Source organism: Pseudomonas sp. MH9.2 (genome assembly GCF_034353875.1).
GTDB lineage: Bacteria > Pseudomonadota > Gammaproteobacteria > Pseudomonadales > Pseudomonadaceae > Aquipseudomonas.
This window is the reverse complement of sequence record NZ_CP133784.1, coordinates 1,875,467-1,899,508: the sequence shown is the minus strand read 5'-3', so window position 1 is coordinate 1,899,508 and position 24,042 is coordinate 1,875,467. Positions and strand designations below refer to the sequence as shown.

Here is a 24,042-nt window from a genome sequence, read left to right as displayed (position 1 = left end):
GATGACGAGATAACTTGATTTGAACGGTCGGAGAAAAATGATCCGTATCCACGCAGTTTTTGCAGTGAGCTAAGTAACGCAGCGGTAACAAATAATCCGCAGCTCTTGGCTGTAAGAAGTTCACACCTGCGATCCCCCCTATTCAGATCTCGCGCCAGAAATCATCCCGCGCAACACGGCCGAACTCTGCGAGATCGGTATGCTGCTCATCAAACATAGTATTTTGTAATCGCAGGCGGCGGAGGTGGCTCAGAGTGTGAAAAAAGCAGAATTCACACAAAGCGATTTTGTACCGTTCTCCATCATGCTGAGAGCCATATCCCCAACTTGCTTGCAATGTCCCAAACTCCGCCCCGCCATCTTCGGCACAGGTGCTTTCGGCACAAACATCGCATAGAACGTCGATTACGATTTCAACTGGCCGGACAGCCCTAATTTTCATCACTTCTCCAAACTCTATCCGTAATTTTGATCCCTAGTCTCGGTGGTTGCCGATGTCTCTGCGTTTTTTGAGACCAAATTGCACGCAGCACTAGTAGCTAAAAATTGTCGACGTTGAGATGAGCGGTGCACCGGACTATGATCCAACCCCGTGTTTTCAATTGCGTACCTTTATTGCCACATAGCTCACACAATGTTCGTGAAACGGCCTCAGACATACTGATAACTCCGTCGCAATATGCATCCCCGCCTTGTCTATAAAAGCGCATCAGACCGAATTTTGATTTCACTTGGAGTGCTTCGAGTTGAGGTACGCCTGGGGTTGCGTCGATGTGCACCTGAATCTGTTTGCAAGTTGCGGCTAGTAACGCAAGCCATCCATCCGGTATTTCGAAGCCACGAAACGTATCTGTGAAAATGGATGGGTACTGTTCGTTGAGTGAGTCCTTAGTTATCTCGTTCATTTGATTTCTCCGGGGAATCGTTTCTAATCTGACGTTTTTATACTACACGTAGCGGTGTCTATCCCGCGCTGATGTCTCGATAAAGCACATAAGGTATAGGGATACCCGGTGGTCGCTTGTCATCAGAGTAAAAAACGCGCCCGTTTGCAGTAAGAAACTCGTACGAATTTTTTGGCGCACTAGTTGAGCGGATGTAGGAGGTTTTTTTGATCTCGATGACCACATCTGTCACCAGCTCCATAGAGCCATTTGTGTCGCTGAGGGCGGCGACGCAAATCCGCTTCACCCACCAGCCCGTTCTATCAGCGCCTTGACAGTCCAGTGCCTCAATATCGTTAGGAAGCGCAAGCCCCCAAAGGGCATTTCCCGCTCTGTCATGCTCCTGGGCATAGACTTTGTGCGCGAGCAGTATGAACGATGGTTCAGTCATAGTGAAAAAGCGATGGTGTACAACGCCGTCCTCGCGATGGTCCCCACCGACGCGGCCTTGCTCGTGGATCAGAAACATATAATATTGCCTTAACTAATGCGGATGTGACATTGATGTCACATCAATATTCTCTCTTTTCTGATGTCATGTAAAGATTTTGCGGCTTTAAAAAATGGAAAGCACAAACGCTTTCGGCGAGGCGCTACGATCTTTGCGTCTCCGGCAAGGGCTAAGCCAGCAAGATTTTGTACGCGTGGTTTCACGTGAGCACCTATCAAGGCTTGAGCGGGGAGTTAGCCAGCCCAATCTGCAACTGATTCGCGATCTCGCGGGTGTGCTCGGAATTCACCCCATTTCGTTGCTCGCCAAAGCGTTCGAGCGCGCTGGCGATGCATCAGAGTTGCGGGATCTGATGGTCACCATAGCGAGCGATCTAGGAATAGACCTAGACCAGTAGACTGCTATGAGGCAGGTTCGGATTGATTAGGGTGTTTCTTTCGGAGCACTTCCTGATGTGAGGTGCTGTCTGCTTGCCAATGAATGCCTAGGTGATTTCGCCTCCTACCTCGAAAAACACAGTTGCACCAATGCCGACAGCCACTCCTGCAAAACTGCGCCCGCGCGTGAGAGCGTTATTCATGGATCGCCGGGCTTCGACGTGTGCTTAACTTGGAGAGGGGCCGGGGCTGTTTGAAACGATCAACCAGCATCTGGCCAGTCGTGGTCTGCTGCTCAAGGAAGGCATTATCGTCGATGCCACCTTGATTGCCGCCCCGCCCTCGGTCAAGAACCGAGACGGTAAGCGCGATCCTGAGATGCTTCAGGCCAAAAAAGGCAATCAGTGGCACTTCGGTATGATGGCCCACATTGGTGTTGACGCCACGTCCGGGCTGGTGCGCAGCCTGGTAGGGACGGCCGCCAACGTGGCAGATGTCACTCCGGTCGACAAACTGCTGCACGGTGCCGAACCCTATGTCTCGGTATGTTTTAGATACACCAGTGCAGCCAAGCCACCGGAGCATGCTGAACGGGACGTTATCTGGTCGATTGCAGCACGGCCAAGCAGCTACAAGCATCACGGTGTGGCTTATGCGAAGCTCGGGTCAGGCGGTGAGGGTGTATTCAGCACATTTGAGGACTTGTTCGGAGAGTCCCTAGGGATGGGCTTGGCGCTTCTTCATCTGCTTTAGCCAAATTGATTAACCCAAGAATATTTCGACCCTAACGGTCGGGTCTATATCAGTAAAGTCGAGCGTGGACTCCATTCCCCATCATTCGAAAAGGTCGTGGAGTTGTGCAAGCGTCTGGAGGTATGACCCTCACTGCTGGTGACGCTTGGCCTTCATTACCCCAGGGACCAATAGCTCATCGGGTCTGGTTGATGAACTAACGCTTCGGCTGGAATCCTTAGGCCACCTCCGGCCCCTTCAACATCCGGTGACGGCTGTTCCGAGCATCGCTGGTTGAGCTGACGTCAGAGAGATCTCTCAGCCCGAATCAGTACATGATGGCGTTCAGCTAGGATCAATACGCGTCTGCTGTTTGCCAGGCCTGATGGGCACAACGTTATGGATTTTTCGAAGTTGCTCCTCCACATTGTCAAGCTGGACCAAAAGCATCAACTCACGAGCCAATGACGCCTTGTACTTGTCTTCAAAATCGTCAGATTCAGCTTTCGCCTTCGCAGTTTTGGCCCTAGCGGTGCGGACGTCCAGTACCCCTGGTGCGGTCAGCTCTTGTTGGCGCTTAGACTGCCGCTTGGTTTCTTCGATGAGATTGGCATACACAGACCGGCTTTTCTTGATGCTCCCTTCTGTTTTGCCCGCCTCCAGTGCAACCGCGTTCAGCGTGATTTTGGTGCCCTTAGGCAGGATCTTCCCTGCGCCGTTGACGAGACGCTCCAAGGCCTCGTAATAGGGCAGCAATGTGGGGGTCCGTTCATAGTGTTCTAGCATGGCTACTTCCTACCAATAACCGATCAATTCATGCGTTGGCTCTGTACCGAGCATAGCGAAGGCGAACCATCGGGGCTATGGCTCCTTGGTAGCCAGACGATCATAAGTCGCCTTGTAATCCTCCAGATTGCGCACCTCAGCCTTGTACTCGATGGTACCGGGCGTCAGTTCGGCGATATCCCACTCAATCAATTCGATGGTCTCGATCAAGCGAGAGGGGATGATGGTGGCATCTTTGCATCCGATGCATGTCGTGAAATTGGCATGTGCACGCTTGTCACATGGTCCAGTGGAGGTGCAGCCACCAAGCGGGGTCTGTTGATATGCAAGCAAACCACGTTTGACCTTGTGAATAATTTCCTCAGCGGTCTCATACCGCCACACAGATTCACGGGTTTGCATGATTCGCTGACCATGGAATCCATGAAGTCGTTCGGTGGCGCGAAGCACGTCTCTGACATACACAGCTGCGTCAGCCGCCTGCTTAGCCGCCTTCATCTCATCAGCTAATTTTGGATTCAGAATCTTGAGCATGTAATTGCTAGCTGAACACCCTTTCATGTAGTAGATACTCATCACTTTGGTGAGATGATGGAGTAGTCGTTTGAGAGATGGCAGGGTAATGAGCCCCGTTTGTCCCGCGAATACCGCTATCGATCTGCGGAATTGATGAGATGTCAATCGCCAGGGTTTACCTTTCTTGAAGCGTGAGTCTGCGCGCCAGTTTCTGACCGGATCAATCATTTCCAGCTCTACGATGTCGTCTTCAGTAAGATAAATTGGTGGCAGTTTATGTTCCAACCACTTACGTGTTATTTGAGTTTGGGTGGCCTCACCACAATTGGAAATAGGCAGCGCCGCGACACCTACCATCAAGCGGTCTCGAAGAATCGGATTTCTTACATAAGGTGCTATTACCTTGTTGATAGAAGTAAGGACATTAATAGGTTGCAATACCGCATCGGTGGTAATCCACTTCTCGACGACAGGTGAACTGTTAAGCTTTGTCGAGATCCCAAGAACGTAAACGGCCTCATTGTTCCATCCGCGAACAGGTTCAACGCAGTCTGTTGTGAGCGACAGTGCCTCTTGGTCTCTCATGAGAGTGAACATATGGATCAGGGATCGAGAGCAATGCTGCGTCAAGGATATAAAGCCAGCAACATTTACAACATGCTTCCATTTATATTTATGAGCTAGGTGCTCCAAGTTGTGGTCTTTGATGGATTCAATAAACAGCTTTGCGGAATGCTTGAAGTTATTTCGAGTGCGTTCTGGAATCAGTTTGTGTTTCTTTTTTGTATCTTCGGAGAAAGATGGCCCTCGCGCATAAAATGGGTTTTCGTTCGCTTGGGTAATGAAAGAGACCAGGTTGTGTTCATTTTTCTGGAAGTCGTTCAACACGTCTTTGTATTGGTTGTGTTTTAACCAGAGGATTCGGCTTGGTATTACTGGGGTCTGATTCGAGGTAGATGAGCTTTCCTTAGCTTTGCTATTGGTGATGGAGATAGTACTGCCGCCAATCATAAAGCCAAGCTCTTCAGGATTGACTTTGTTGAGCGTCGAAAAAATAGTTTTAAGCTGTTTGATAACTGTTTTTGGAGCGAGATCTATAAATGATTTAAGGTTTGTGGAAGACTCTAGTAAATCCTTGAGTCTCAGATCCGCATGGTCTGCAAAACGACATATTGAAGAGAACACATTCATGTTTGTTTGCATTGTGGAGAGTCGGATTTCTTTGCCGGACTTCGATTGTGGAGAGAACATTCTTATTATGAATAATTTTTTACATAATTCGACATTTTCCGCATTGTGTAGTGCGGGTTTTATAAGCCCAGAAAAACTAACGTTTGGGTTATCAGTTGAGGCGTAAGCGTACTGTGAAAAATGCCATTCATTGTGCTCAAACAGTGACAGGGGGTTGCCTTGACTGTCCCTAGAGACGATAAGGCCTGGTCCGATTCTACCGAATGACATACCAAAATAAGCATCGGTCGCTAACTGATGATAGTTCGATGGATGCAAATTAAAAACGCTAGGCTTTTTCATCTCGAAGACCCTATATTGAGAAGGCGTTGATACTGACGGTTCCAGTAGGGGGTAAGCTTATATTCTGAGGTGATCTCTTCTGAGATTGTGTTCACTAGGGTTTTAATCTCTGGCCGATCTAGCAGTAGTTGTTCCATTATCATGTCTATTCGCAATATGGCCCCGCCATGAGTTTTCTGAAACTGCTCGGCATCTTCGCATAGCGCTATATATTCGTGGATAAAAAATCGCATGCTTAAGATCTTCCTAATGCTCTCTTCGTCAACATGTGTTTGGAAGTGAACGCAGAAAATACAGCCTACAAAGCTGTTGCAGTTAGGCTCGTAGCCAGAAGGTGCTTCAATTTCAGGTTTTGGACTGCCGCTGTCTAAGCAGTCTCCTGCCGGTGTTTGTTCGCCATTATAGTTTTCAAGTAAGTTGGTGAGCCGATTTAGCATTGCCGAAATTTCATCGATGGCTGATTTTTCGTGGCCATCAGCATAACTTTTACGTATGGATTGTTCGCCACTTTGCATAATTGCTGATACGACTTGGATAGGGTAATTTTGTGCAAGCAAGTAACTGCTTTTATACTTTCTAAGCTCGCGATAACCCAGTCCTTTATGGTTTGGGGCTATGGTGTCTTTAATGGTTTTGTTGAAGCGAGCAATAGCGTTATATTGTAACATTGAAGTTGTGAGGTGTGAGTCCTTGAGATAGGATCTCATCCCGACAAAGAGATATGGATGCTCAGTTCGCTCGCAAATGTAGTCTCGTAGTTTTAGGAACAATTTAAAATCTTTGATGAAGGTTTTTTTTATCTCGATTTTAATGTTGCGTCCTGCGGCCCGGTATTTGATAGTTTGGAATCCGTGATTTTTTGAACTTTTCACAGCAAAATTCCCCGTCCAGGGAAGATTACGCACCTGTTCCTCGTTGAATGCCGTGTTAGCCACAAACAGCGACAAGAATGCATCGTGACTTAGTTTGGCAAGTTCCAAGCGTTTGGAATGTCTGAGGTCGCTATTTGATGCTTGTAGCACGCGGCGCTTTATTTCCAGTTGATATCGAATCGCACCGTCTTTGTTAGCGGTATGCGACCTAATTTTGCAATCCTCGAAAGTGCGTAATCCGCCACGTTCATAGTCCCAATATATGCTGCTCATTATTTTCTTTCTGGTAACAGCCAACAATGCTGATGTCGAAATTACATATTCCGCAGGCATCAAAAGTACGCGCTGGTCAAGAAACATTACGGTAAAAGGAAATTTTTTGAATTCAAGAATAAAAGCTGTGATGTCCCTAAAAAGAAAATCACACAACGTCAGGTGTGAGGCCATATCTTCTTGCGACGGTGTCAGCGTAGTATTAGTGTGGCCGCCGGAATAAGGAATACGAGGGACATCAACGGAGAAATTAATATTTGAGTTTGGAAAAATTTCCCAGCCCGCTTTTTGAACTTCGGTCTGTAAGTTGTAAAAATGCTGTGGTTTGCTTGTCCCTGTTGCGAGTCTTTGAAGTAAGTTATGACTGAATTTTTTCAGAGCGGAATGAAATGCACTTGCTGACTGCAATACGTCTTGACAGTCGTGTTTATCGCTCCAGTCAAGGAACATCTTAAATTTATTGCTGCTACTGTGAAAAGTGCGAATGCGGCCTCCGGAGTAGTATATTGTCGCTTTGGCGCTCAACCAGTTCCGTAAGGCGTGGCTCCGCTCAGGGCGCAATGTACTTTGGTCCACTTTGAGGACTACATTTTTTTTATAAGAAACGCGACTTGTATAGCAAAGTGCACCCAAATCGACTTGGCGTCTATCTTGGTATTCCACTATCAATGATTCGAAGGGATGTGAATCCATCTCTTGATGGAATTGTTCAATGTCTACCTGTTCAGTTATCAAAGCGTGAATTTGGCGGGTCTTCGAGTCCATACTTGCTCCTTTGAGCTATGACGATGTCGCGCAAGTGGTCCTCGAACTCGGATTGAGCTTGAGCCACTAGACTATGGGTCTCTCTGAATTTCAGATACCGCATGGTCACAACTATGCTATTTTGATTTAGCCTGGATTTTACTAGGTCGATAAGAGCCAGCTGATTTATATTGTTGTTGGGGTTTGCAAGGTAGTCTTCAATGAGGTTCATGCCGAACGTCGCTCGCAAGTCATGAAACCGGAAGTTAAAATGCTCGCCCATTCTTTTTAACTCCTCCTTTATTCGTGTCTTGAAAAACCTAATGGCTGATCCAGCTTCAGAGCTATAGTCATAAAGTTCCTTGTCTTCCTCCGCGATATAGTATGGGCGGCCTGTTCTAGTGGTGAAAAGGTATTGGCCATCCAATCCCTTAATTCTAGATTTCATCATTCTCTCCTTATAACGTTCCGAATTGATGTAGATGCTTAACTGATTATGCAGCCAGCCAGGTATTAAAACTGTTTGTGCTTTCTGGCCTTTAGCTTCAACTGAACTACCCATGCCTATTTTGAGTCCTGTAAGAGTTTTATCATCCTTCTCTGTTAAGTTTTGTTTTATAGAGTGGTGCCTCAGGGTCAAAATGGATTGGATTCTCATGCCGGTAACAAGAGCGATTACATGCACTAATAGCATTTCTGGGTTGTCTAGGTTTACAAGCGCCTTCATTAGGGAGGTCTGATTATCTCGACTGATTGGGTAGAGCTTGCCTCCATCTTCTATGTATTCCCCCGTAGATATACTTTGTGCGTTTTTAAAAGTTAAGTCGGTACATAGCTGAGCCTTTGTATGGCGAAATCCAAAACGGTCCTCGTAACTGATGTTTCGGATTTTTGATGTCCACATACTTTGCTGTGGCTTGAAATTTCTTGTTTCAGTTAACCATCTATACAGTCCAATCATACTGCTAATCTTTCTATTTGCAGTAAGTCTGCTGAGTTCGCCTCGTTTAATGGAGTTTTGCAGTGTTATCTTGTACCGATAGGTCGGGCGCCTGAACGAAGGGCCCTCGAAGTCCAGAAAGTCTTTGTTACTGTCTCTCATGGCATTCATGAAATGAGCTAGATCCCCCGCGATGTTTGAAGCCGTGGTAGATTTTGTCCCTTGCTGTAGTGCTCGTTCATAAAGGTACAAAGTTCCCTCTTTCCACAGGCTGCCATCGGGCTTGAGCATGACGTATGCCCTTGGGATGCTTTCAGGGGAAAAGGGGACCGAGGTAATGGCGTAGGGAGGGACCCTGATCTCACCTGAGTCTTCACCATCCAACCAGTCTATGGCCTTGTCATTCGCCTGCGCCCGAGCCCAGACGCGGACATTGGTAAGACAGATTTTTTCGAATCTGTTGGGTTTCAGTTGGGGTATCGATTCCATGGGCGAGATCTCATGAGCGGTGTCTGTCCATTTAAGACCAGCTCACGAAATCTGTCCAGAAACTGGAACTCACGCGTAGTTCTGCACTTTGACCGTGTGCAGCGTGATGTCGACCACATCACCGTCGGCACCGACTTGCGGCATTTCGATCCAGTCGCCGACCCGCAGCATGTCGTTGCTGGTCAACTGCACGCTGGCGACGAATGACAGCAGGGTGTCTTTGTAGACCAACAGAATCACTGCCGACATTGCGCCCAGACCCGACAACAGCAGCAGCGGCGACCGGTCTATCAGCGTCGCGACGATAATGATTGCGCCAAAAATGTACAGAATCATCTTCGCCAGTTGCACGTAGCCTTTAATCGAGCGGGTGCGGGCGTGATCGGTGCGGGCGTAGATATCCAGCAGGGCATTGAGCAGGGCGCCCAGGGCCAGCACCTGGAACAGGATGGTGAACGCCAGCGCCACATTACCGAGGAAGTGCTTGCTGGCATTGCTCAGTTCCGGCACCAGGTTCAGGCCGAACTGGATGACCAGAGAGGGCACCATCTGCGCCAGCCGATGAAAAAGCTTGTTGTGCAGTAAATCGACAATCCAGTGCATAGCCGGTTGTCGGCCCAGTAATTTGGCCATGTGCAGGATAACGAAACGCGCCACTCGGCCTAGCGCGAGCGCGACAACCAACAGCAGTACCAACCCCAAACCAGCATGCAATACAGGGTGTTGATCGAGCATGCCCCAGAGTTCCTGGGTGCGTAGCCATACCGTTTGAATGTCCATGGGCGCGAGTGATAGTCCTGTCATTAGGGTCAGCAATTAGAACATTCCTGCCCCCTGATCGTCCGTCGTGTGCAAATCGAGTAACAAAAAACTCACCTTTTATTAAAGAAATAGCCCTTATGTCGTAAAGAAACTCGGCCTCGGCGCTCGAAACCGTTAGGCTATGCGACTGTTTTTTTGTTTTTCGTCGAGGTAGCACCCGTGTTTTCCCAATTCGCCCTGCACGAACGCCTGCTTAAAGCCGTGGCCGAGCTTAAATTTGTCGAGCCTACGCCTGTGCAAGCAGCAGCCATCCCGCTGGCGCTGGAAGGGCATGACCTGCGGGTGACTGCCCAAACCGGCAGCGGCAAAACTGCGGCTTTCGTGCTGCCAATCCTCAATCGCCTGATGGGCCCGTCCAAGGTTCGCGTCGACATTCGCGCAGTGATTCTGCTGCCGACCCGCGAACTGGCGCAGCAGACCCTCAAGGAAGTCGAGCGGTTCTCCCAGTTCACGTTCATTAAATCCGGCCTGATCACTGGCGGTGAGGACTTCAAGGTCCAGGCTGCCATGTTGCGCAAGGTTCCGGACATCCTGATCGGCACCCCTGGGCGCCTGCTGGAGCAACTCAACGCCGGTAACCTGGACCTGTCGCAGGTTGAAGTGCTGGTGCTTGATGAAGCCGACCGCATGCTCGACATGGGTTTTGCCGAAGACGTCGAACGTCTGGCCGGCGAGTGCAAGAATCGCGAGCAAACCCTGCTGTTCTCGGCAACCACCGGCGGTGCCGGCCTGCGCGAAATGATCAGCAAGATCCTGACGGATCCACAGCACCTGCAAGTCAATAGCGTGAGTGAGCTGGCTGCGGGTACGCGTCAGCAGATCATCACTGCCGACCACAACAGCCATAAAGAGAAGATTGTCCATTGGCTGTTGGCCAACGAGACGTATCAAAAAGCTATTATCTTCACCAACACCCGCGCCATGGCCGACCGCCTTTATGGTCGTTTGGTCGCGCTGGAGTACAAGGCATTTGTTCTGCACGGCGACAAGGACCAGAAAGATCGCAAGCTGGCCATCGACCGACTGAAGCAGGGCGGCGTGAAGATCCTGGTAGCCACTGATGTGGCGGCCCGTGGTCTGGACGTTGAAGGTCTGGACATGGTGATCAACTTCGATATGCCACGCAGCGGCGATGACTACGTGCACCGTATTGGTCGTACTGGCCGTGCCGGTGGCGAAGGTCTGGCGATTTCGCTGATCTGCCATGGCGACTGGAACTTGATGTCCAGCGTCGAGCGCTATTTGAAGCAGAGCTTCGAGCGTCGTGTGATCAAGGAAGTCAAAGGCACCTACGGCGGACCGAAAAAGGTCAAGGCGTCGGGCAAGGCTGTCGGCGTGAAGAAGAAAAAGACCGGCGACAAGAAAACCGACAAGAAAGGCAGCGCGAAGGCGCCGACCAAACGCAAGATAACCAACCGGCCAAAAACCGACGCGTTGTCGCTGGTCAGTGCAGACGGCAAGGCTCCGTTGAAAAAACGCAAGCCAGAAGCGCCAGCAGCTGAGTAAGCGTTAAGCAACCCACAAAAAAACCGGCCCTTTGTGTTTTGAAGGGGGCCGGTTTTTTTATGGGCGATGCACTCGCTCTTTGTAATGGCACTTACCGGAATACAGCCGTTCAGTCCCTCAGAAAAACGAGCGCACTGCCTTGAGCGTGAACATTCCCTCGCATTGGGTATTATGCCCCGTGTAAGCACTGCAGCTGTTGCCGCTCAGGCTGGAGTCGCTGTAAGTCAGATTGAGGTCGACCCCAAACCAGGGGCGCGAGACATTCAGTGACCAGTCATTGAAGGCGCTGACCGCGCTGCCGTCGCTGATCAATTGCGGTGTATCGAACTGATGATTGGCGTACTGCACCCGGAGGCCAAGACCCAGCGGCTGAAGTGTGCCCAGGTCAACGAACAAGGTGCTGTTGCGGTTTCCGGGGTCGTTGCTCAGTGCAGCGCCAAAGCGGCTGCCCAGCACGGTCAGTCCGGCGTAGAACTGGTGGCTGTCGGTCTGGCTTGCGTCCGGGTAGGTGTAGCGGATCATCCCCAGTTCATAGCCCAGGGTTTTATCGAAGGGTTTCTTGAAGCCCAGGTACGAATCCACTTCCAGGGCAGCGCTGGAGGTGGCGCCCACGCTGGGTGACCATTGCCCCGCGTACCAGCCACTGTCGTGGGTCAGGTCCAGCCCGCCATGGAACGAACCGACACCGGTAGGCTTCACCAGGCCTTGCGCCATGCTGCGCGCCGGTGTGCTACCGAGCTTGAGGTCGAAGTCGCCGAGGTCGCGCTCCAGCAGTTGCGCGGAGGCCGACTGGCAGACCAGCAAGGCGCTGAGCGCCAGCGCTCGATAGGTGTACGTGAACATGCTTCACTCCTGAAAAAGGCGAAGGAGTGTCAGGGGTGACGTTCGCGCGCCTCTGGATTTGCGCGCAGGATCACGCGGAACCCGCGAAATAGAGCCGTGCAAGGATACCGGCGAAATACGGAAGACGCGGACCGTTCGTCGATCCGGGCGAATTGTTGTGAGATTAGAGCGCCGGAGTGATCAAGCCGTTGGCTACATGGAGGGCTTGATCGAACGACGGGTAACCGCTCTTGGCGACATCCAGGTCGGCATAGTCGGCGCGGTACTGTTCGGCTTTTTTGGCGTCGCTGCTGGCCAGTTGCTGGGCGAGCAGGGCGATTGCCAGTGGATGATTACGCTTGGCTGCCAGTTCGAGCAGGTCGATGGCTTCAGCGTTATCGCTGTTCGCACGCAGCAACAGGACGGCCTGATAAAACTCTGCTTCACCGCTTCTATCCTGGCTGGCCGCGCGCTCGAGCAATGCCTTGGCCAGTTCGATATTGTCGCTACCGCCTGCGCTGATCATCAGCTTGGCCTGGAGCATGTCGTTCTGATAAAGCAGATGCGCTGAGCGACAGGGGGTGTCGCTGGACGGTTCGTCGAAGCGGGTTGAGGTGTCGCAACGATGTGATGCACAACCACCCAGGCAAAGCAGTGCGCAGAAAAGCATCCATTTGTTCATAGTGGATTCCGCGGAAGGAACTGACCGTCAGGTCATCATCCTGCCTGTCCCGCTACGGCTGTGCAACGTAGCTGTATCAAAGGGCAAGGCAACGCTTGAGAAAAAGATCATGCAACGAAGGATCGATAGCCCTAGCGCCTTGAAAAACAAAGCGCATAGAGATCGACAACTGGGGCGGGGGTATTACTTCTTGCCGAGGGTGATTTGCTTGGACGGGCCGAAAGTCTGGCCGCTGACGCCTTTAGCAATCTCTTGAATCTGACCGCCAGATTTCAGGAACGTAGCAATCTGTGCGTTGATCGAGTCGCTGGTCTCAACGGCTGGAGCTGCCTTTGGTTTCGAGTTGGATGCTTTTACGCGCATGGCTTCCATTAACCTATGTAAAATTCAATACGGCCAGCAATTGTATATGAAATGCTTGACAATTGCTTGGTAAATATAGCTCTGAAACGCATGGGTTTGGGCCTCTCCTGTTGGACAGGTTGTCACGGTATTTGGCCGCAACTGACTGTTTTAACTGAGAAGTTATTTCATGAGCGGATTTACCTGGAATAGAGCGGTGGGGCCAGGGCCTCTATTGATCTGACGAGCGGAGGCGCGGGACGCTCGGCGTTATGAGCAAATCATTGATTGTTATAGTCTTTCTGATCGGCCTCGCGCCTCGTCGGCGGGAGCCGCGAACACAATGGCAAACTCGGGTAGAATGCCGCCCACGTAATGAGGGTATTTGGAAATGGCTTTAGTCGGGCGCTACAACAGCTTGCAAGTGGTAAAACACACTAACTTTGGTTTGTATCTGGACGGCGCTCAGGACGGCGAAATCCTCCTGCCCAATCGCTATATCCCGAAAGATATTCCCAGCGAAGATGAAGACTGGCTCAATGTCTTCGTTTACCTGGACAGTGACGACAAGCTGATTGCCACCACTGAGAAACCCAAGGTCCAGGTCGGTGAGTTCGCCAGCTTGAAAGTCCTTGAAGTGAACAGCATTGGCATTTTCCTTGATTGGGGCCTGTCCAAGGATCTGTTGCTGCCTTACTCCGAAGAAAAGCATTCGTTGCAGGCTGGCGATTATTGCGTGGTCCACGTTTATCTGGACAAGCACACGCGCCGGATCACCGCTACCGCCCGGCTGGATCGCTATCTGGACAAGACGCCCGCCGATTATAAGGTCGGACAAGAAGTCAATTTGCTGGTGGCTGAAGCGACGGACATGGGCTTCAAGGCCATTATCAACAACAAGCATTGGGGCCTGATTCACAAGAACGAAGTGTTCAAATTCTTGCGCCCGGGCAAAGAAGAGAAAGGCTTCATCAAAGAAATTCGCGCGGACGGCAATATCAGCCTGAGCCTGCAACCGGTGGGTGAGGAAGCGGCCAGCAGTCTGAACTCGAAGATCCTCACCAAGTTGCGGGAAAACAACGGCGTGCTGCCGGTCAGCGATAAGAGCGATCCGCAAGTGATCAGCGGCTTGTTCGGGGTCAGCAAAGGTAACTTCAAGAAAGCGATTGGTGCGCTGTACAAGCAGGGCCAGATCGTTATTCACGCGGATCGCATCGAGCTGGTCTGAAGGCTCAGCCTTTCCGAACGCAATGCCGACAGGCCACGGTGTGGCCCTGCAGTGCGTTCGGTCCGCGGCCCATTCGAGGAAAAAGCCCAAGCCGTCGGCTCAATCTCACAGGGATGTCTCGTGGGGCCTATTTCTGCACGAAGGACGCGAACGGCACATTGGCACCCGCAGGGCGAACGTCTTTAAGGAACGAGTCCTTGTCGGCGCTCAGTTCCAGGCTGAGGCTCGAGTTGCGTTTGTCCTTGTTGCGGACCACCAGGCCTTCCATATGATCGCGCAGATACACCGTTGGCACTTTCAAGTGCAGCAGTTCATCGGTGCTCGGTGTGTGCAGTAGCAAGTGCACCCACTCGTATTGACCGATCTTCAGGCGGCTCATGGGCAGGTCAAACCACCAGATGTTCTTGTTGGTGTTCAGCACCGTGAAATGGGTGTTGTTGACACCGAGCACGGCACCGCCGAGTTCCTGGTTCCTACGAGCGATGGCCAGCTTTTTATCGAGTTTCATAACGTTCCTGTGGATCTGTGTGTACAGCGCGGTGGCCTTGACCACCACAGCCTGACTGCGTTGCGCATTCTCGGGGGTTGTCGCGCAAACTTAAAGTTAAACCTGCATTACGCGGTGAAATGGCCGGGTTTTAGAGCATTGAGTCTGCGACGAACGGAAAGACCGACTGGGAAATTTTTTGAAACTCTGCGCGACGGAGGTGGGTCAATCCTTATGTCGAGGTTATGACGCTTATTTTCCTACCCTGGAGAAACACCATGAGCAGCAGTGGCGATAAAATCAAAGGCATGACCAACGAAGCAGTGGGTAACGTCAAGCAAGGCATTGGCAAAGCCACTGACAACCCGAAACTCAGGACTGAAGGCAAGGCCCAGGAAATCAAAGGTAAAGCCCAGGAAGCCGTAGGCAAAGCAAAGGATGCGGTGAAAAAGGGTGTCGATAAAATCTGAGTATGTAAGTGAGCTAGCAGTGAATCGCAACGGTCATCTTTTGATGGCCGTTGCTCTATCTGATCACGCTGTTTACAGGGCTTGAGTAATGGGCCGAATAACCGGAAAAGGATTGATACCTCTTTGGCGTCGCCAATTGGGCTACCTTAAGGTAGAACGCCTGCCTGTGGACAGAAAGGCTGAGCAGTTGAAGCGCCCACCTATCGATCAATGAAGTCGGCTTGAGTTGTAGGGTAAGGAGATACGATGATTTTTCCGGAGTTGCGCCAGCTTCCATTGGGTAAGGTGATGGTGCATACCGTCAACGAGTTCATTAATGATGAAATGTCGACCTATGCGTCGGCATTAGCGTATCAAATGCTGTTTTCGCTTTTTCCGTTTCTGTTGTTTCTCATCGCCCTGATCGGCTTTCTGCACCTGCCGGACTTTTTCTCCTGGCTGCGCCTGCAATCGGAACTGGTGTTGCCGCCACAGGCGCTTGAGCAGGTTAATCCAGTGATTGATCAGTTGCAGCAGTCCAAGGGCGGGTTGCTGTCGGTCGGTATCGTTATCGCGCTATGGACCGCCTCGGCGGGTGTGCGCTTGATGATGAGTGCCATGAACGCCGCCTACGATGTGGTGGAAGGGCGGCCAATCTGGAAGCGTTTCCCTCTGTCGATTCTCTACACCGTGGGTATTGCCGGAATGTTGCTGGCCGCCGCTGCGTTCATGGTCACCGGACCGCAAGTGATGAACTGGCTGGCCGGGCAGATCGGCATGGAGGACTTTATCGTCACCTTGTGGACCGTCCTGCGTTGGCCCTTGATCATCATGTTGTTGATGGTGGCGGTGGCGTTGATTTACTACGTCATGCCTGATGTGGAGCAGAAGTTTCGCTTCATTACTCCCGGTTCGGTCCTGGCCGTGGTGGTTTGGATTGTGGCCTCTCTGGGCTTTGGTTATTACGTGAAAACGTTTGCCGATTACAACGCCATGTACGGCAGCATCGGCGCGATCATTGTGCTGTTGCTGTATTTCTATATTTCGGCGGCGGTGCTGTTGCTCGGCGCGGAAATGAATGCGGTGATCGAACACATGTCCGCCGAGGGCAAGAATCCGGGGGACAAAGCATTCGGCGCTAGCCATCAGCCTGATGACAAGCATCACATCTCCGGGCTCGGGCGTGATCATTCCATCCCGATGCCTGTGAAGGCTGACGAATCATGAGCATGATGTGGCACGATTGTGCCCTTGGCTGACCTATAAGGCTTTTTATGATTCGAGAAATTCTGAAAATGGGCGACGAGCGCTTGCTGCGAATCGCGCCCCCGGTACCTGAAGCCCTGTTCGGTACGCCGGAACTTGAGGCCTTGATTGCAGACATGTTCGAGACCATGGACAGCGTCGGCGGAGTAGGTCTGGCGGCACCGCAAATTGGTATCGATCTGCAATTGGTGATCTTCGGTTTCGAGCACAGCGAGCGTTACCCGGAAGCGGATGCCGTGCCGCAAACCATTCTGCTCAATCCGTTGATCACACCCCTCAGCCCATTCCTGGAAGAGGACTGGGAAGGGTGTCTGTCAGTACCGGGTTTACGCGGCGCTGTGGAGCGTTACGAGCATATTCGTTACGAAGGTTTCGATCCGGATGGCAACCCGATTCAGCGCATTGCTCATGGCTTTCATGCCCGCGTAGTGCAGCATGAATGTGATCACCTGATCGGCCGGTTGTACCCCTCGCGGATCAGCGACTTCAGTAAGTTTGGTTACACTGAAGTGCTGTTTCCGGACATGGACCCCGACGCGGACGAGTGAGTCTGCGGGTAGGCGAATGTTTAGTGGGCGATCTGGACCGGCTTGATGAAGCGCAGAGTCATTCGGTCCGACTCGCCAATTTCCAGGTACCTGGCCCGGTCCTGTTCTCCCAATCTCAAGGACGGTGGCAGGGTCCATACCCCTTGTGGGTAGTCCTTGGTATCTGCTGGGTTGGCGTTGATTTCGCTTTCGTCCGCTAGGGTGAACCCGGCTTCGGTGGCCAGCTTGACCACGTACGTGGTGGGCAGATAGCCGCTCTGTTTGATGGCCTCCAGTGAGGCTCCTTCTTTGGCCCGATGATCGACCACACCCAAGGTACCGCCCGGTTTCAGTACCGCGTAAAACGCCTTGAACATCGCTGGCGCGTCGTCAGCCATCACCCAGTTATGCACATTACGGAACGTCAGCACAGTATCCGCAGACGCCGGTTTGCCGAAGACCGGTGCTTGCGGGTCGAACTCAATGATCTGCGCCTTGCCATAGCGCGCTGGATCGGCGGCGAACTTCTGTTTCAGGCTGTCGGCGGCCTTACGGTAATAATCGCCGCTGGCAGGTGTCTGTACAGCTGCAATGTAATGACCTTCGTCCTTGAGCAACGGCGCCAGCAGCTCGCTGTACCAGCCGTTGCCGGGGGTAATTTCAATCAGGGTCTGATTGGGGCGCACACCGAAGAATTGCAGGGTTTGTTGCGGATGACGATATTGATCCCTTGCACGATTTTCCGGTGATCTCCATGCCCCCGATAACACCCTGGAAAACTGCTCTGCCGTGACGGCGAAAGCAAGCGCGGGCAGTGTTTCAGGGTGTGTGGTTGCAGGGTTTTCGGCGGCCTGGACCAGAGCGGTCCCGAGCAGGGTGGTGAGGGAGTAAGCGATAAGCTGACGTTTCATTACCAGTCCTTGTCGTCCAGGCCCGACTCGAGCCCATCCAGCTCGGAGGCTACCACGCAGATTTACCCCCTGCGATCACACATTTTTGCGCATGCCACTGAACTAAAGGTTCTATGGCTGGAGGTTTGATCGGCTCATCGCTATCAAGGCCTTGGTGCGAGTGTAGCGCTCGAATCGATCTGACAACGGTTCTGGCAAGACAGATATCGCTTCGAACCCTGCGCGCTGATAAAAAGCCAACAACTCCGGATGGCAAAACAACCAGACCGGTCCGCGAGTGTGCGTCAAGGCTTCGCCGAGCAAGCGACTGGCGATGGCTTGGCCGCGCAATAAGGGGGCGACGAACAAACCGGTCAGCCAATGCCCGTTGGCGACCGGCGTCAGGCACATTGCCCCGATGATTTCAGTCTGTTTCGCCACCCACAATTGCGCGTCTTTGCCAGCACGCATCGGTGACTTGTGTGCTCGATAGAACTTGTCCAGCAGTGGTCTGGACAGCTCGGACAACACGTAGAACTGAGTGGCGGACATGAGGCTCGATAGCACGGCGGCAACAAATCAAAGAAGGCCTAATCTATAAAGACGGCCTTACGGGCAGCGCATCATAGCGCGCGGCAATCGGTACCAGTGTGGCATCCGATTAGGTGTATAACTGAGGCAAGATCACTCACAGTGGAGAGCGCATCATGAGCAAAGGCATGGAATCAAAGAAAGCCGCGAAGAAGAAACCGGCTAAAACCCTCGATGAAAAACGCGCTGATAAAAAAGCCAAAAAATCCGATGCCGGTGCTTTTGGTCATTGATCCAATCCTGCGGAGCCTTATCAGGCTCCGTTTTTATCTGCGACTCTTCCCTAAAGTCGATTTCCCCGTCGACGCCTTCAACCAGACGCTCAGCCATTAGGTCGCGTCGCACCCGGCTCGGTGCGAAGCGCTCGCATAAGGGCTGGATGATGTGCGTAAATCCACCCCATGCGTGCGACAACGAGGCACAAATGGGCAGGACAGGACTGCATTTAGAAACCGACAGACTGATTATCCGCGAGTTGACGGCCGAGGATGTGCCCGCCCTCGCGTTGATTTTGGGTGATGCACAGGTTATGCGGCATTCGGTCAGGGGTGTGTTGACCGAGAAGGCGACGCGTGAGTTCGTGGCCGGGTGTTTTTTTTCATATCAGGCCAATGACTTCGGTCCGTGGGCGGTGGTCGAGAAGTGTTCATCGGCGTTTGTCGGATTCTGCGGTCTGAATGCCGAACCCGTGGAAGGTGCCGAGGAAGTGGAAATCGGCTATCGGTTGGGCCGTGCTTTCTGGGGCAAGGGTTTGGCGACGGAGGCGGCCATGGCCACCCTGACTTACGCGTTCGAAACGCTGAGCATCGATTCGGTGATCGCGATTGTCGAGCCGGAAAATATCGCGTCGGTGAATGTGATTGAGAAGCTAGGCTTCAACACGTTCATCCACAGCCAATACCATCGGCGCGGGGTCAAGATCTATCGGATGACGCTGCCGGACTGGAACTCACCCAGTGCTGTTGCCAAGAGGGCGACATGACGAAATACCGCACATCGTTTTCGCAGACGGCATGCAATGTGATCCTTGGGTTGCTGATCCTTGTGTTGCTGGCAGGCCCGCGCAGTGCGCTGGCCGGACAGGGCAATGATGTCGCGCTGGCATTCGTTCAGCAGCGCCACTTGGGCGACAGCCTTGCCTGGCTCGGTTATCAGGTCGCCTCGCGCACCGTGGCCTTTGCAACCCTTGTGCAGAAGGTGGGCAAGACCCAGGCGCAAACCACGGTCCAGGATGCGTTGCAGCACCTTCAGCCGCGTTACCAGGAGCAGTGGAACAGCAACATGGCCGCCGCTTATGCGGAGTCCTTCACTCCTGACGAACTGCGCGAGCTGAATGAAGGAAGCCCTTCGTCTGCGCTGGCCAATAAATTCCGCGCCAGACAGAAGGATGTCGGAATGAGCATGAAAGCAAAGTCTGACGAACTGCTTGAGACCTTCGTCTCCAAAGCACTGCTTGATGCGCAGGACACCGTCAGTCATTAGCGTTCAGACCATCACGCACCGGCAAACTGTCGGTGAGCCGCGGTGGTCGGATCTGTTCTTTTTATCTGGTCAACAGCAGGGGGAATCATGGACCCATTCATGCAAGCGGCGATTGAAGAGGCTCAACTGGGGTTGGCCGAGGGCGGGATTCCGATTGGTTCGGTGATTGTGCACAAGGGCCAGATCATTGGCCGTGGGCACAATCGGCGAGTACAGGAGGGCAGTGCGATCAAGCACGGGGAAATGGACGCGTTCGAAAACGCGGGTCGTTTACCGGCGCGCACGTATAAAGAGTCCGTGCTTTACACCACGTTGTCGCCGTGTGCGATGTGCAGCGGCGCGATCCTGCTGTATGGCATTCAAAAAATCGTGGTGGGCGAAAATCAGACGTTCATGGGTGAGGAAGCATTGTTGCGCTCCAGAGGCGTGGAGGTCGATGTGGTCCAGGATCACACCTGCATCGAGTTGATGCGCGGCTTTATCGCCAGCAAGCCTGAGTTGTGGAACGAAGACATCGGCGAATAAGCCCGCCATGCATTAGATAAAAAACATAGGCAAGTGAGTGTCATGGCTCTCTGAAAAAGTGCCTTTTCGCAGGCAAGCCCGCGCTCAGCTGCCGTATTGATCGCGACACAGGGTTATTTTGTTCAATAACCGAGGGCGCTCAGTCTTTACCTTCGTACGGCTATCTCAAAAAACGCCGTAAAAAATGAAGGTATTAAATGAGCATGCTTATATCCATGGCCGCGTTCGCGTTGGCGTCTTCTATTTCGCCAGGGCCAGTGAACATAGTGGCATTGAGTTCCGGTGCGCAGTTCGGCTTTCGTGCCAGTCTGCCGCATGTGAGTGGTGCGACTGTGGGCTTCACGGTGTTGCTGTTGATGATTGGGTTGGGGTTGCATGAACTGTCTAGCCATTGGCCGTTCCTGACCCAGGTCATCCAGTGGGCGGGCGTGGCTTTTCTGTTGTTCCTGGCTTACAAGCTAGCGGTGGATAACGGCACGTTGGGCGCCGGGAAGCAGGTCAAGGGCCCGTCATTTTTATACGGGGCAGCGATGCAGTGGCTCAATCCCAAGGCGTGGCTGGCATCGCTGGCAGGCATGGGAGCGTATGCGGCCAATGGCGCAGACCTGTTGATCTGGCAGTTTGCGGGGGTGTACTTCGTGGTTTGCTACGGCTCGATTGCCTGCTGGGCTTATGCGGGCACCTGCCTGCGCAGCTATCTACAGGTGCCGGCGCGGGTTCGTGTGTTTAATCGTGCGATGGCATTGTTGTTGGCCGGCAGCGCCGTGTACCTGCTGGTCGCTTGACCCCCGTCAGCCTCGGTATTGGCGTGGCGTGGCGGCATGGAAGCGCTTGAATGCCCGCTGAAAATGCGCCTGATCGGCAAAGCCCGCCTCAAGGGCGACATCCGCAATCCGATGACCCCGTTTGAGCTGTGCGCGGCCAAATTGCAGGCGGCGGTTTATCAGGTATGCATGTGGCGTCATGCCGTAGTGCTGCTTGAACGCGCGGATCAGGTAGGAGGCCGACAAGTCAGCCGACGCGCAGATTTCTTCCAGACTCAATGATCGCGTGCAGTGCTCGCTGATGAAGTCCGCAGCACGTTTAAGTTTGAAGTTGGCATCTTTGGCCAAGGCCGGAGCAGGGTTGAGTGTCTGCTGTACATGGGTGAAAAACTCGATAACGGCAGTGTGCTTATGCAACGTATCGGTTTGGGCGTCGATGAGCATCGCATACAGGCGATTGAGCCCGTCATATAGCGCAGGCTCCGTGCTCATGATCGCCGAAAACGCTCTGAAGTCCTGATTTTCGCTAAAGCCCAGTTCATGTTGAAGGCGCGTCAGCCAAGCAACATCCACGTACATCATTCGATAAGACCACGGATGATCATCCAGCGGATTGCAGGCATGAACATCGTCTGGGTTCATGAGCACTACCACTCCGGCTCCGATGCGCTCCTGCGAGCGCCCGTTCAGGTACGTGCTGCGCCCGCCTGTAACCGCGCCGATGGAAAAAGTTTCATGGGCGTGTCGGTCATAGCAGATCTGCCGCCCATCCTGAATCGACCGGGCTTCGATGAATGGCAGGTATTCATCGCGCCAAAACTGTGGGCCTGTGACCTCTTGTTCGGCTGTTTTTTCCATGATTGCCACCACTCCTTCATCTCGGGCTGACAGGATCAGAATCCGTGCCGATCACTGTAACCGCATTCAGTCAAATCGGCGCATGACAGGAACGCTTTGCCACTGGAATAGGAGCCGTGCAGTGGCGCAGACTATTGTTGTTACACACTGATTCCCGCATAGGTTGATCTGTTTGCAGTTTGAGGACGAACCTAGAGACGCAACGGTTATCAAACGTCTGTGTCGTGACCGTTTCGAACAGAAGGTAAGCGATGAATAGTCTAGTGCGCAGTATTGCAACACTGACGCTGAGTGGGTTTCTGGGGATGGGCATGACCAGCATGGCCCACTCCCAAACCGCTTCAGCCCCTATGGATCGTGACCTGATGCTCGCGGGTGCCAGTTCACCGGGTATGCTCGAGAACAGCAAAAATAACCCCTATAACAGCCCTATCCGTCGCGCCAATCCCAATAGTCGGCAAGGCACGGAATCCAGTACTCCTCCGGTACGCGGGCCAAACACGGTCCCCAATCCGCGCCCCCCCACTCTAGAGAACGGTGGCATCCGCAATGGCTATCCGAACCGCCAGCAACCGTCCGGGGGCGCCACGAAAATCCAGCGCGGGGACCTGAATTGAACTGCGTGCGACGGAAACATTGATCGCGACACTCTGTGCCAGTGCCTTGTTCAGCCTGCTGGCGGCACGACTGTAGGTCGTGGCCGGCTCTCCCTCGACATGAGCGGGCTGGAGAACTTCAACGTGATTTTCCGTCAGGAACCGAAACTGTCGACGGGTAATCACTTCGGCTCGCGCATGGTCTTCGACCGCGATGGCTATCTGTTCATCACCTTGGGCGAAAACAACAACCGCCCGACGGCTCAGGATCTGGACAAGCTGCAAGGCAAGGTCGTGCATATCTTCCCTGACGGCAGAGCGCCGGAGGCCAAGGGCAAAACCGTCGAAGGCACCGTGGCGCCCAGCCATGTATGGGAAAAGTCCCCAGCCATCAGCGGCATGGCGTTCTACGATTCCAATCGCTTCAAGCCTTGGAACCACAATCTGTTTATAGGGGCGCTGGCGGCAGAGACGTTGATTCGTCCGCAATTCGAAAGTTGGCCGGGCAACAATGATGCTCACTCAGGTATCTTGCTTGTCTTTCAGTACTTCACCCGTCTTGGCGTCCAGGTCTACATCCCATTTGACGCCTTTAGCGTCGAGCATTTCGGTTTGGTAGATGTAGCGACCGTAGGAGTTTTCCAGTTCGGTACTGTGCAGGGTTGCGCCAGGGTGTTTGACCAGCGCTGCTTTGTTCAACACTTCGAAGTCCATTACGGTGCCAGCCTTGTGCAGGCGAACGATTTCATCGGGCCCGATATCCGCCTGTGCGAGGCCCGCGACACCCGTCAGGGCGAGGATGGCGAACATGGCATTCAAGGTTTTCATTGGATTTTCCTTTGGGTTCAACTGTTTGGTTGAGTCCAGAGTAACCACTCAGACTTAATTCAGGCTTAATTGTCTCCGGTTCGCTGGAAATACCGTTGTGCCATGACGACGGTGACAGGGATCTTTCCGTGCAAGGGCAAGCGGCCGCACGTCGAGCCAAACGCAGTTGAACAACTTCTCGACAGGGTGTGTGAACAAGGCAATGATCGAACTCAAACCGGCATTCATCGACGATATACCGCGCCTGTGGGCGCTCAGAACCCGCGCGGTGCGGGTCAGTTGCGCGGGCCATTACTCGCCGGCACAGATCGATATCTGGAGTGCGACGACCGCGCCAGAGACGTACCTCCGACTGATTGCCAGCCAAGGCGCGTTGATCGCCGAAGAGGACGGCCAACTGCGGGGCTATGCGATCCTCGACCTGCAAACCGGCGAAGTCGATGCCATCTTCGTCGACCCGGACCACAGCGGAAAAGGCATCGGCAAACACTTGCTGCAGGGCATCGAAGCACTGGCGTTGCAACACGCATTCAGGCGCGTATATCTGTTTTCCTCGCTGAATGCTGTTGCGTTCTATCAGGCGGCCGGGTTTATCGCGATGAGGGACGAGGAATACGTTCATCCCAGCGGCATCATCTTGCGCAGTCTGTACATGGAGAAGGTGCTGCCAGAGTCGGCAGTTACGCCTGGGCGGTAACTGAGGGGACGACGTCCTTGTCG

Annotated in this window: 26 protein-coding genes and 3 pseudogenes; 14 read left to right on the top strand and 15 right to left on the bottom strand. The window is 52.9% G+C overall.

Features of this window, described 5'->3' with window-relative positions; translation table 11 throughout:
• Window positions 1–142 precede the first annotated feature (142 nt).
• Together RHM55_RS08915 and RHM55_RS08910 are read right to left on the bottom strand one after the other, a co-directional pair.
• The gene (locus RHM55_RS08915) at window positions 143–442 is read right to left on the bottom strand and encodes a hypothetical protein (protein WP_322181211.1); all 300 of its coding nucleotides are present in this window, start codon (window positions 440–442) and stop codon (window positions 143–145) included.
• A gap of 521 nt (window positions 443–963) precedes the next feature.
• Entirely contained in the window at window positions 964–1,413 is a 450-nt protein-coding gene (locus tag RHM55_RS08910; protein ID WP_322181209.1) for a hypothetical protein, read from the bottom strand.
• A gap of 94 nt (window positions 1,414–1,507) precedes the next feature.
• On the opposite strand from RHM55_RS08910, the gene RHM55_RS25880 reads away from it, so the two are divergent.
• The gene (locus RHM55_RS25880) at window positions 1,508–1,792 is read left to right on the top strand and encodes a helix-turn-helix domain-containing protein (protein WP_416152005.1); all 285 of its coding nucleotides are present in this window, start codon (window positions 1,508–1,510) and stop codon (window positions 1,790–1,792) included.
• A 229-nt stretch (window positions 1,793–2,021) separates the two neighbouring features.
• Window positions 2,022–2,417, top strand: a pseudogene (locus tag RHM55_RS08905) (transposase); the annotation flags it as partial.
• Window positions 2,418–2,849: 432 nt separating this feature from the next.
• Here the strand turns inward: RHM55_RS08905 and RHM55_RS08895 are convergent.
• The 5 genes and pseudogenes from RHM55_RS08895 to RHM55_RS08875 all read right to left on the bottom strand — a co-directional run.
• Window positions 2,850–3,290: a hypothetical protein gene (locus tag RHM55_RS08895; RefSeq protein ID WP_322181207.1), complete on the bottom strand. Its 441-nt coding sequence runs from the start codon at window positions 3,288–3,290 to the stop codon at window positions 2,850–2,852.
• Between the two features lie 75 nt (window positions 3,291–3,365).
• Complete coding sequence (locus tag RHM55_RS08890) at window positions 3,366–5,339, bottom strand: integrase (protein WP_322181206.1); 1,974 nt, start codon at window positions 5,337–5,339, stop codon at window positions 3,366–3,368.
• Window positions 5,336–7,249 (bottom strand): hypothetical protein, encoded by a 1,914-nt coding sequence (locus tag RHM55_RS08885; RefSeq protein WP_322181204.1) that lies wholly within the window; start codon window positions 7,247–7,249, stop codon window positions 5,336–5,338. The genes RHM55_RS08890 and RHM55_RS08885 overlap by 4 nt, the downstream gene beginning before the upstream one ends.
• Window positions 7,209–8,657, bottom strand: coding sequence for a site-specific integrase (locus RHM55_RS08880; RefSeq protein WP_322181202.1), 1,449 nt, complete (start codon window positions 8,655–8,657; stop codon window positions 7,209–7,211). Before RHM55_RS08880 ends, RHM55_RS08885 begins: the two co-directional genes overlap by 41 nt.
• Before the next feature lie 75 nt (window positions 8,658–8,732).
• Window positions 8,733–9,437, bottom strand: a pseudogene (locus RHM55_RS08875) (mechanosensitive ion channel domain-containing protein); the annotation flags it as partial.
• A gap of 201 nt (window positions 9,438–9,638) precedes the next feature.
• Between RHM55_RS08875 and RHM55_RS08870 the strand changes: the two are divergent.
• Window positions 9,639–10,985, top strand: a complete 1,347-nt coding sequence (locus RHM55_RS08870; protein WP_219064628.1) for a DEAD/DEAH box helicase — start codon at window positions 9,639–9,641, stop codon at window positions 10,983–10,985.
• A 117-nt stretch (window positions 10,986–11,102) separates the two neighbouring features.
• Here the strand turns inward: RHM55_RS08870 and RHM55_RS08865 are convergent, their stop codons facing one another.
• The 3 genes from RHM55_RS08865 to RHM55_RS08855 form a co-directional block, all read right to left on the bottom strand.
• Window positions 11,103–11,828: a TorF family putative porin gene (locus tag RHM55_RS08865; RefSeq protein WP_322181200.1), complete on the bottom strand. Its 726-nt coding sequence runs from the start codon at window positions 11,826–11,828 to the stop codon at window positions 11,103–11,105.
• A 163-nt stretch (window positions 11,829–11,991) separates the two neighbouring features.
• Entirely contained in the window at window positions 11,992–12,489 is a 498-nt protein-coding gene (locus RHM55_RS08860) for a hypothetical protein (RefSeq protein ID WP_322181198.1), read from the bottom strand.
• A 183-nt stretch (window positions 12,490–12,672) separates the two neighbouring features.
• The gene (locus RHM55_RS08855) at window positions 12,673–12,861 is read right to left on the bottom strand and encodes a hypothetical protein (protein WP_219064632.1); all 189 of its coding nucleotides are present in this window, start codon (window positions 12,859–12,861) and stop codon (window positions 12,673–12,675) included.
• A 361-nt stretch (window positions 12,862–13,222) separates the two neighbouring features.
• On the opposite strand from RHM55_RS08855, the gene RHM55_RS08850 reads away from it, so the two are divergent.
• The gene (locus RHM55_RS08850) at window positions 13,223–14,059 is read left to right on the top strand and encodes a S1 RNA-binding domain-containing protein (RefSeq protein WP_219064633.1); all 837 of its coding nucleotides are present in this window, start codon (window positions 13,223–13,225) and stop codon (window positions 14,057–14,059) included.
• 127 nt (window positions 14,060–14,186) lie between these two features.
• Here the strand turns inward: RHM55_RS08850 and RHM55_RS08845 are convergent, their stop codons facing one another.
• Window positions 14,187–14,567, bottom strand: coding sequence for a hypothetical protein (locus RHM55_RS08845; RefSeq protein ID WP_322181196.1), 381 nt, complete (start codon window positions 14,565–14,567; stop codon window positions 14,187–14,189).
• Window positions 14,568–14,824: 257 nt separating this feature from the next.
• Between RHM55_RS08845 and RHM55_RS08840 the strand changes: the two genes are divergently transcribed.
• From RHM55_RS08840 to def, 3 genes are all read left to right on the top strand, one after another.
• Window positions 14,825–15,016, top strand: coding sequence for a CsbD family protein (locus tag RHM55_RS08840; protein ID WP_322181194.1), 192 nt, complete (start codon window positions 14,825–14,827; stop codon window positions 15,014–15,016).
• Window positions 15,017–15,262: 246 nt separating this feature from the next.
• The gene (locus tag RHM55_RS08835; protein ID WP_322181192.1) at window positions 15,263–16,222 is read left to right on the top strand and encodes a YihY/virulence factor BrkB family protein; all 960 of its coding nucleotides are present in this window, start codon (window positions 15,263–15,265) and stop codon (window positions 16,220–16,222) included.
• A gap of 47 nt (window positions 16,223–16,269) precedes the next feature.
• Window positions 16,270–16,809 carry a peptide deformylase gene (gene def, locus RHM55_RS08830; protein WP_219064638.1) on the top strand — a complete coding sequence of 180 codons (540 nt, stop codon included), beginning with the start codon at window positions 16,270–16,272 and terminating at the stop codon, window positions 16,807–16,809.
• A 20-nt stretch (window positions 16,810–16,829) separates the two neighbouring features.
• Here def and RHM55_RS08825 read toward each other — a convergent pair whose 3' ends face one another.
• Together RHM55_RS08825 and RHM55_RS08820 are read right to left on the bottom strand one after the other, a co-directional pair.
• Entirely contained in the window at window positions 16,830–17,699 is an 870-nt protein-coding gene (locus tag RHM55_RS08825) for a methyltransferase (protein WP_322181189.1), read from the bottom strand.
• Window positions 17,700–17,810: 111 nt separating this feature from the next.
• Complete coding sequence (locus tag RHM55_RS08820; protein WP_322181187.1) at window positions 17,811–18,230, bottom strand: GNAT family N-acetyltransferase; 420 nt, start codon at window positions 18,228–18,230, stop codon at window positions 17,811–17,813.
• A 463-nt stretch (window positions 18,231–18,693) separates the two neighbouring features.
• On the opposite strand from RHM55_RS08820, the gene RHM55_RS08815 reads away from it, so the two are divergent.
• From RHM55_RS08815 to RHM55_RS08800, 4 genes are all read left to right on the top strand, one after another.
• The gene (locus RHM55_RS08815) at window positions 18,694–19,251 is read left to right on the top strand and encodes a GNAT family N-acetyltransferase (RefSeq protein WP_322181185.1); all 558 of its coding nucleotides are present in this window, start codon (window positions 18,694–18,696) and stop codon (window positions 19,249–19,251) included.
• Window positions 19,248–19,751 carry a hypothetical protein gene (locus tag RHM55_RS08810; protein WP_322181183.1) on the top strand — a complete coding sequence of 168 codons (504 nt, stop codon included), beginning with the start codon at window positions 19,248–19,250 and terminating at the stop codon, window positions 19,749–19,751. Before RHM55_RS08815 ends, RHM55_RS08810 begins: the two co-directional genes overlap by 4 nt.
• 87 nt (window positions 19,752–19,838) lie before the next feature.
• Window positions 19,839–20,276, top strand: coding sequence for a nucleoside deaminase (locus RHM55_RS08805; RefSeq protein ID WP_219064643.1), 438 nt, complete (start codon window positions 19,839–19,841; stop codon window positions 20,274–20,276).
• Between the two features lie 197 nt (window positions 20,277–20,473).
• A complete protein-coding gene (locus RHM55_RS08800) occupies window positions 20,474–21,061 on the top strand; it encodes a LysE family translocator (RefSeq protein WP_322181181.1) in 588 nt (195 codons plus the stop codon).
• Window positions 21,062–21,067: 6 nt separating this feature from the next.
• Here the strand turns inward: RHM55_RS08800 and RHM55_RS08795 are convergent, their stop codons facing one another.
• A complete protein-coding gene (locus tag RHM55_RS08795; RefSeq protein WP_322181179.1) occupies window positions 21,068–21,898 on the bottom strand; it encodes an AraC family transcriptional regulator in 831 nt (276 codons plus the stop codon).
• Between the two features lie 251 nt (window positions 21,899–22,149).
• Between RHM55_RS08795 and RHM55_RS08790 the strand changes: the two genes are divergently transcribed.
• A complete protein-coding gene (locus tag RHM55_RS08790; protein WP_416152004.1) occupies window positions 22,150–22,515 on the top strand; it encodes a hypothetical protein in 366 nt (121 codons plus the stop codon).
• A gap of 63 nt (window positions 22,516–22,578) precedes the next feature.
• A pseudogene (locus RHM55_RS08785) lies at window positions 22,579–23,031 on the top strand (PQQ-dependent sugar dehydrogenase); the annotation flags it as partial.
• Here the strand turns inward: RHM55_RS08785 and RHM55_RS08780 are convergent.
• Window positions 23,017–23,322, bottom strand: a complete 306-nt coding sequence (locus RHM55_RS08780; RefSeq protein WP_322181176.1) for a PepSY domain-containing protein — start codon at window positions 23,320–23,322, stop codon at window positions 23,017–23,019. The pseudogene RHM55_RS08785 and the gene RHM55_RS08780 overlap by 15 nt on opposite strands.
• Window positions 23,323–23,524: 202 nt before the next feature.
• Between RHM55_RS08780 and RHM55_RS08775 the strand changes: the two genes are divergently transcribed.
• Window positions 23,525–24,019, top strand: a complete 495-nt coding sequence (locus tag RHM55_RS08775; protein ID WP_322181174.1) for a GNAT family N-acetyltransferase — start codon at window positions 23,525–23,527, stop codon at window positions 24,017–24,019.
• The last annotated feature ends 23 nt before the right edge of the window (window positions 24,020–24,042 follow it).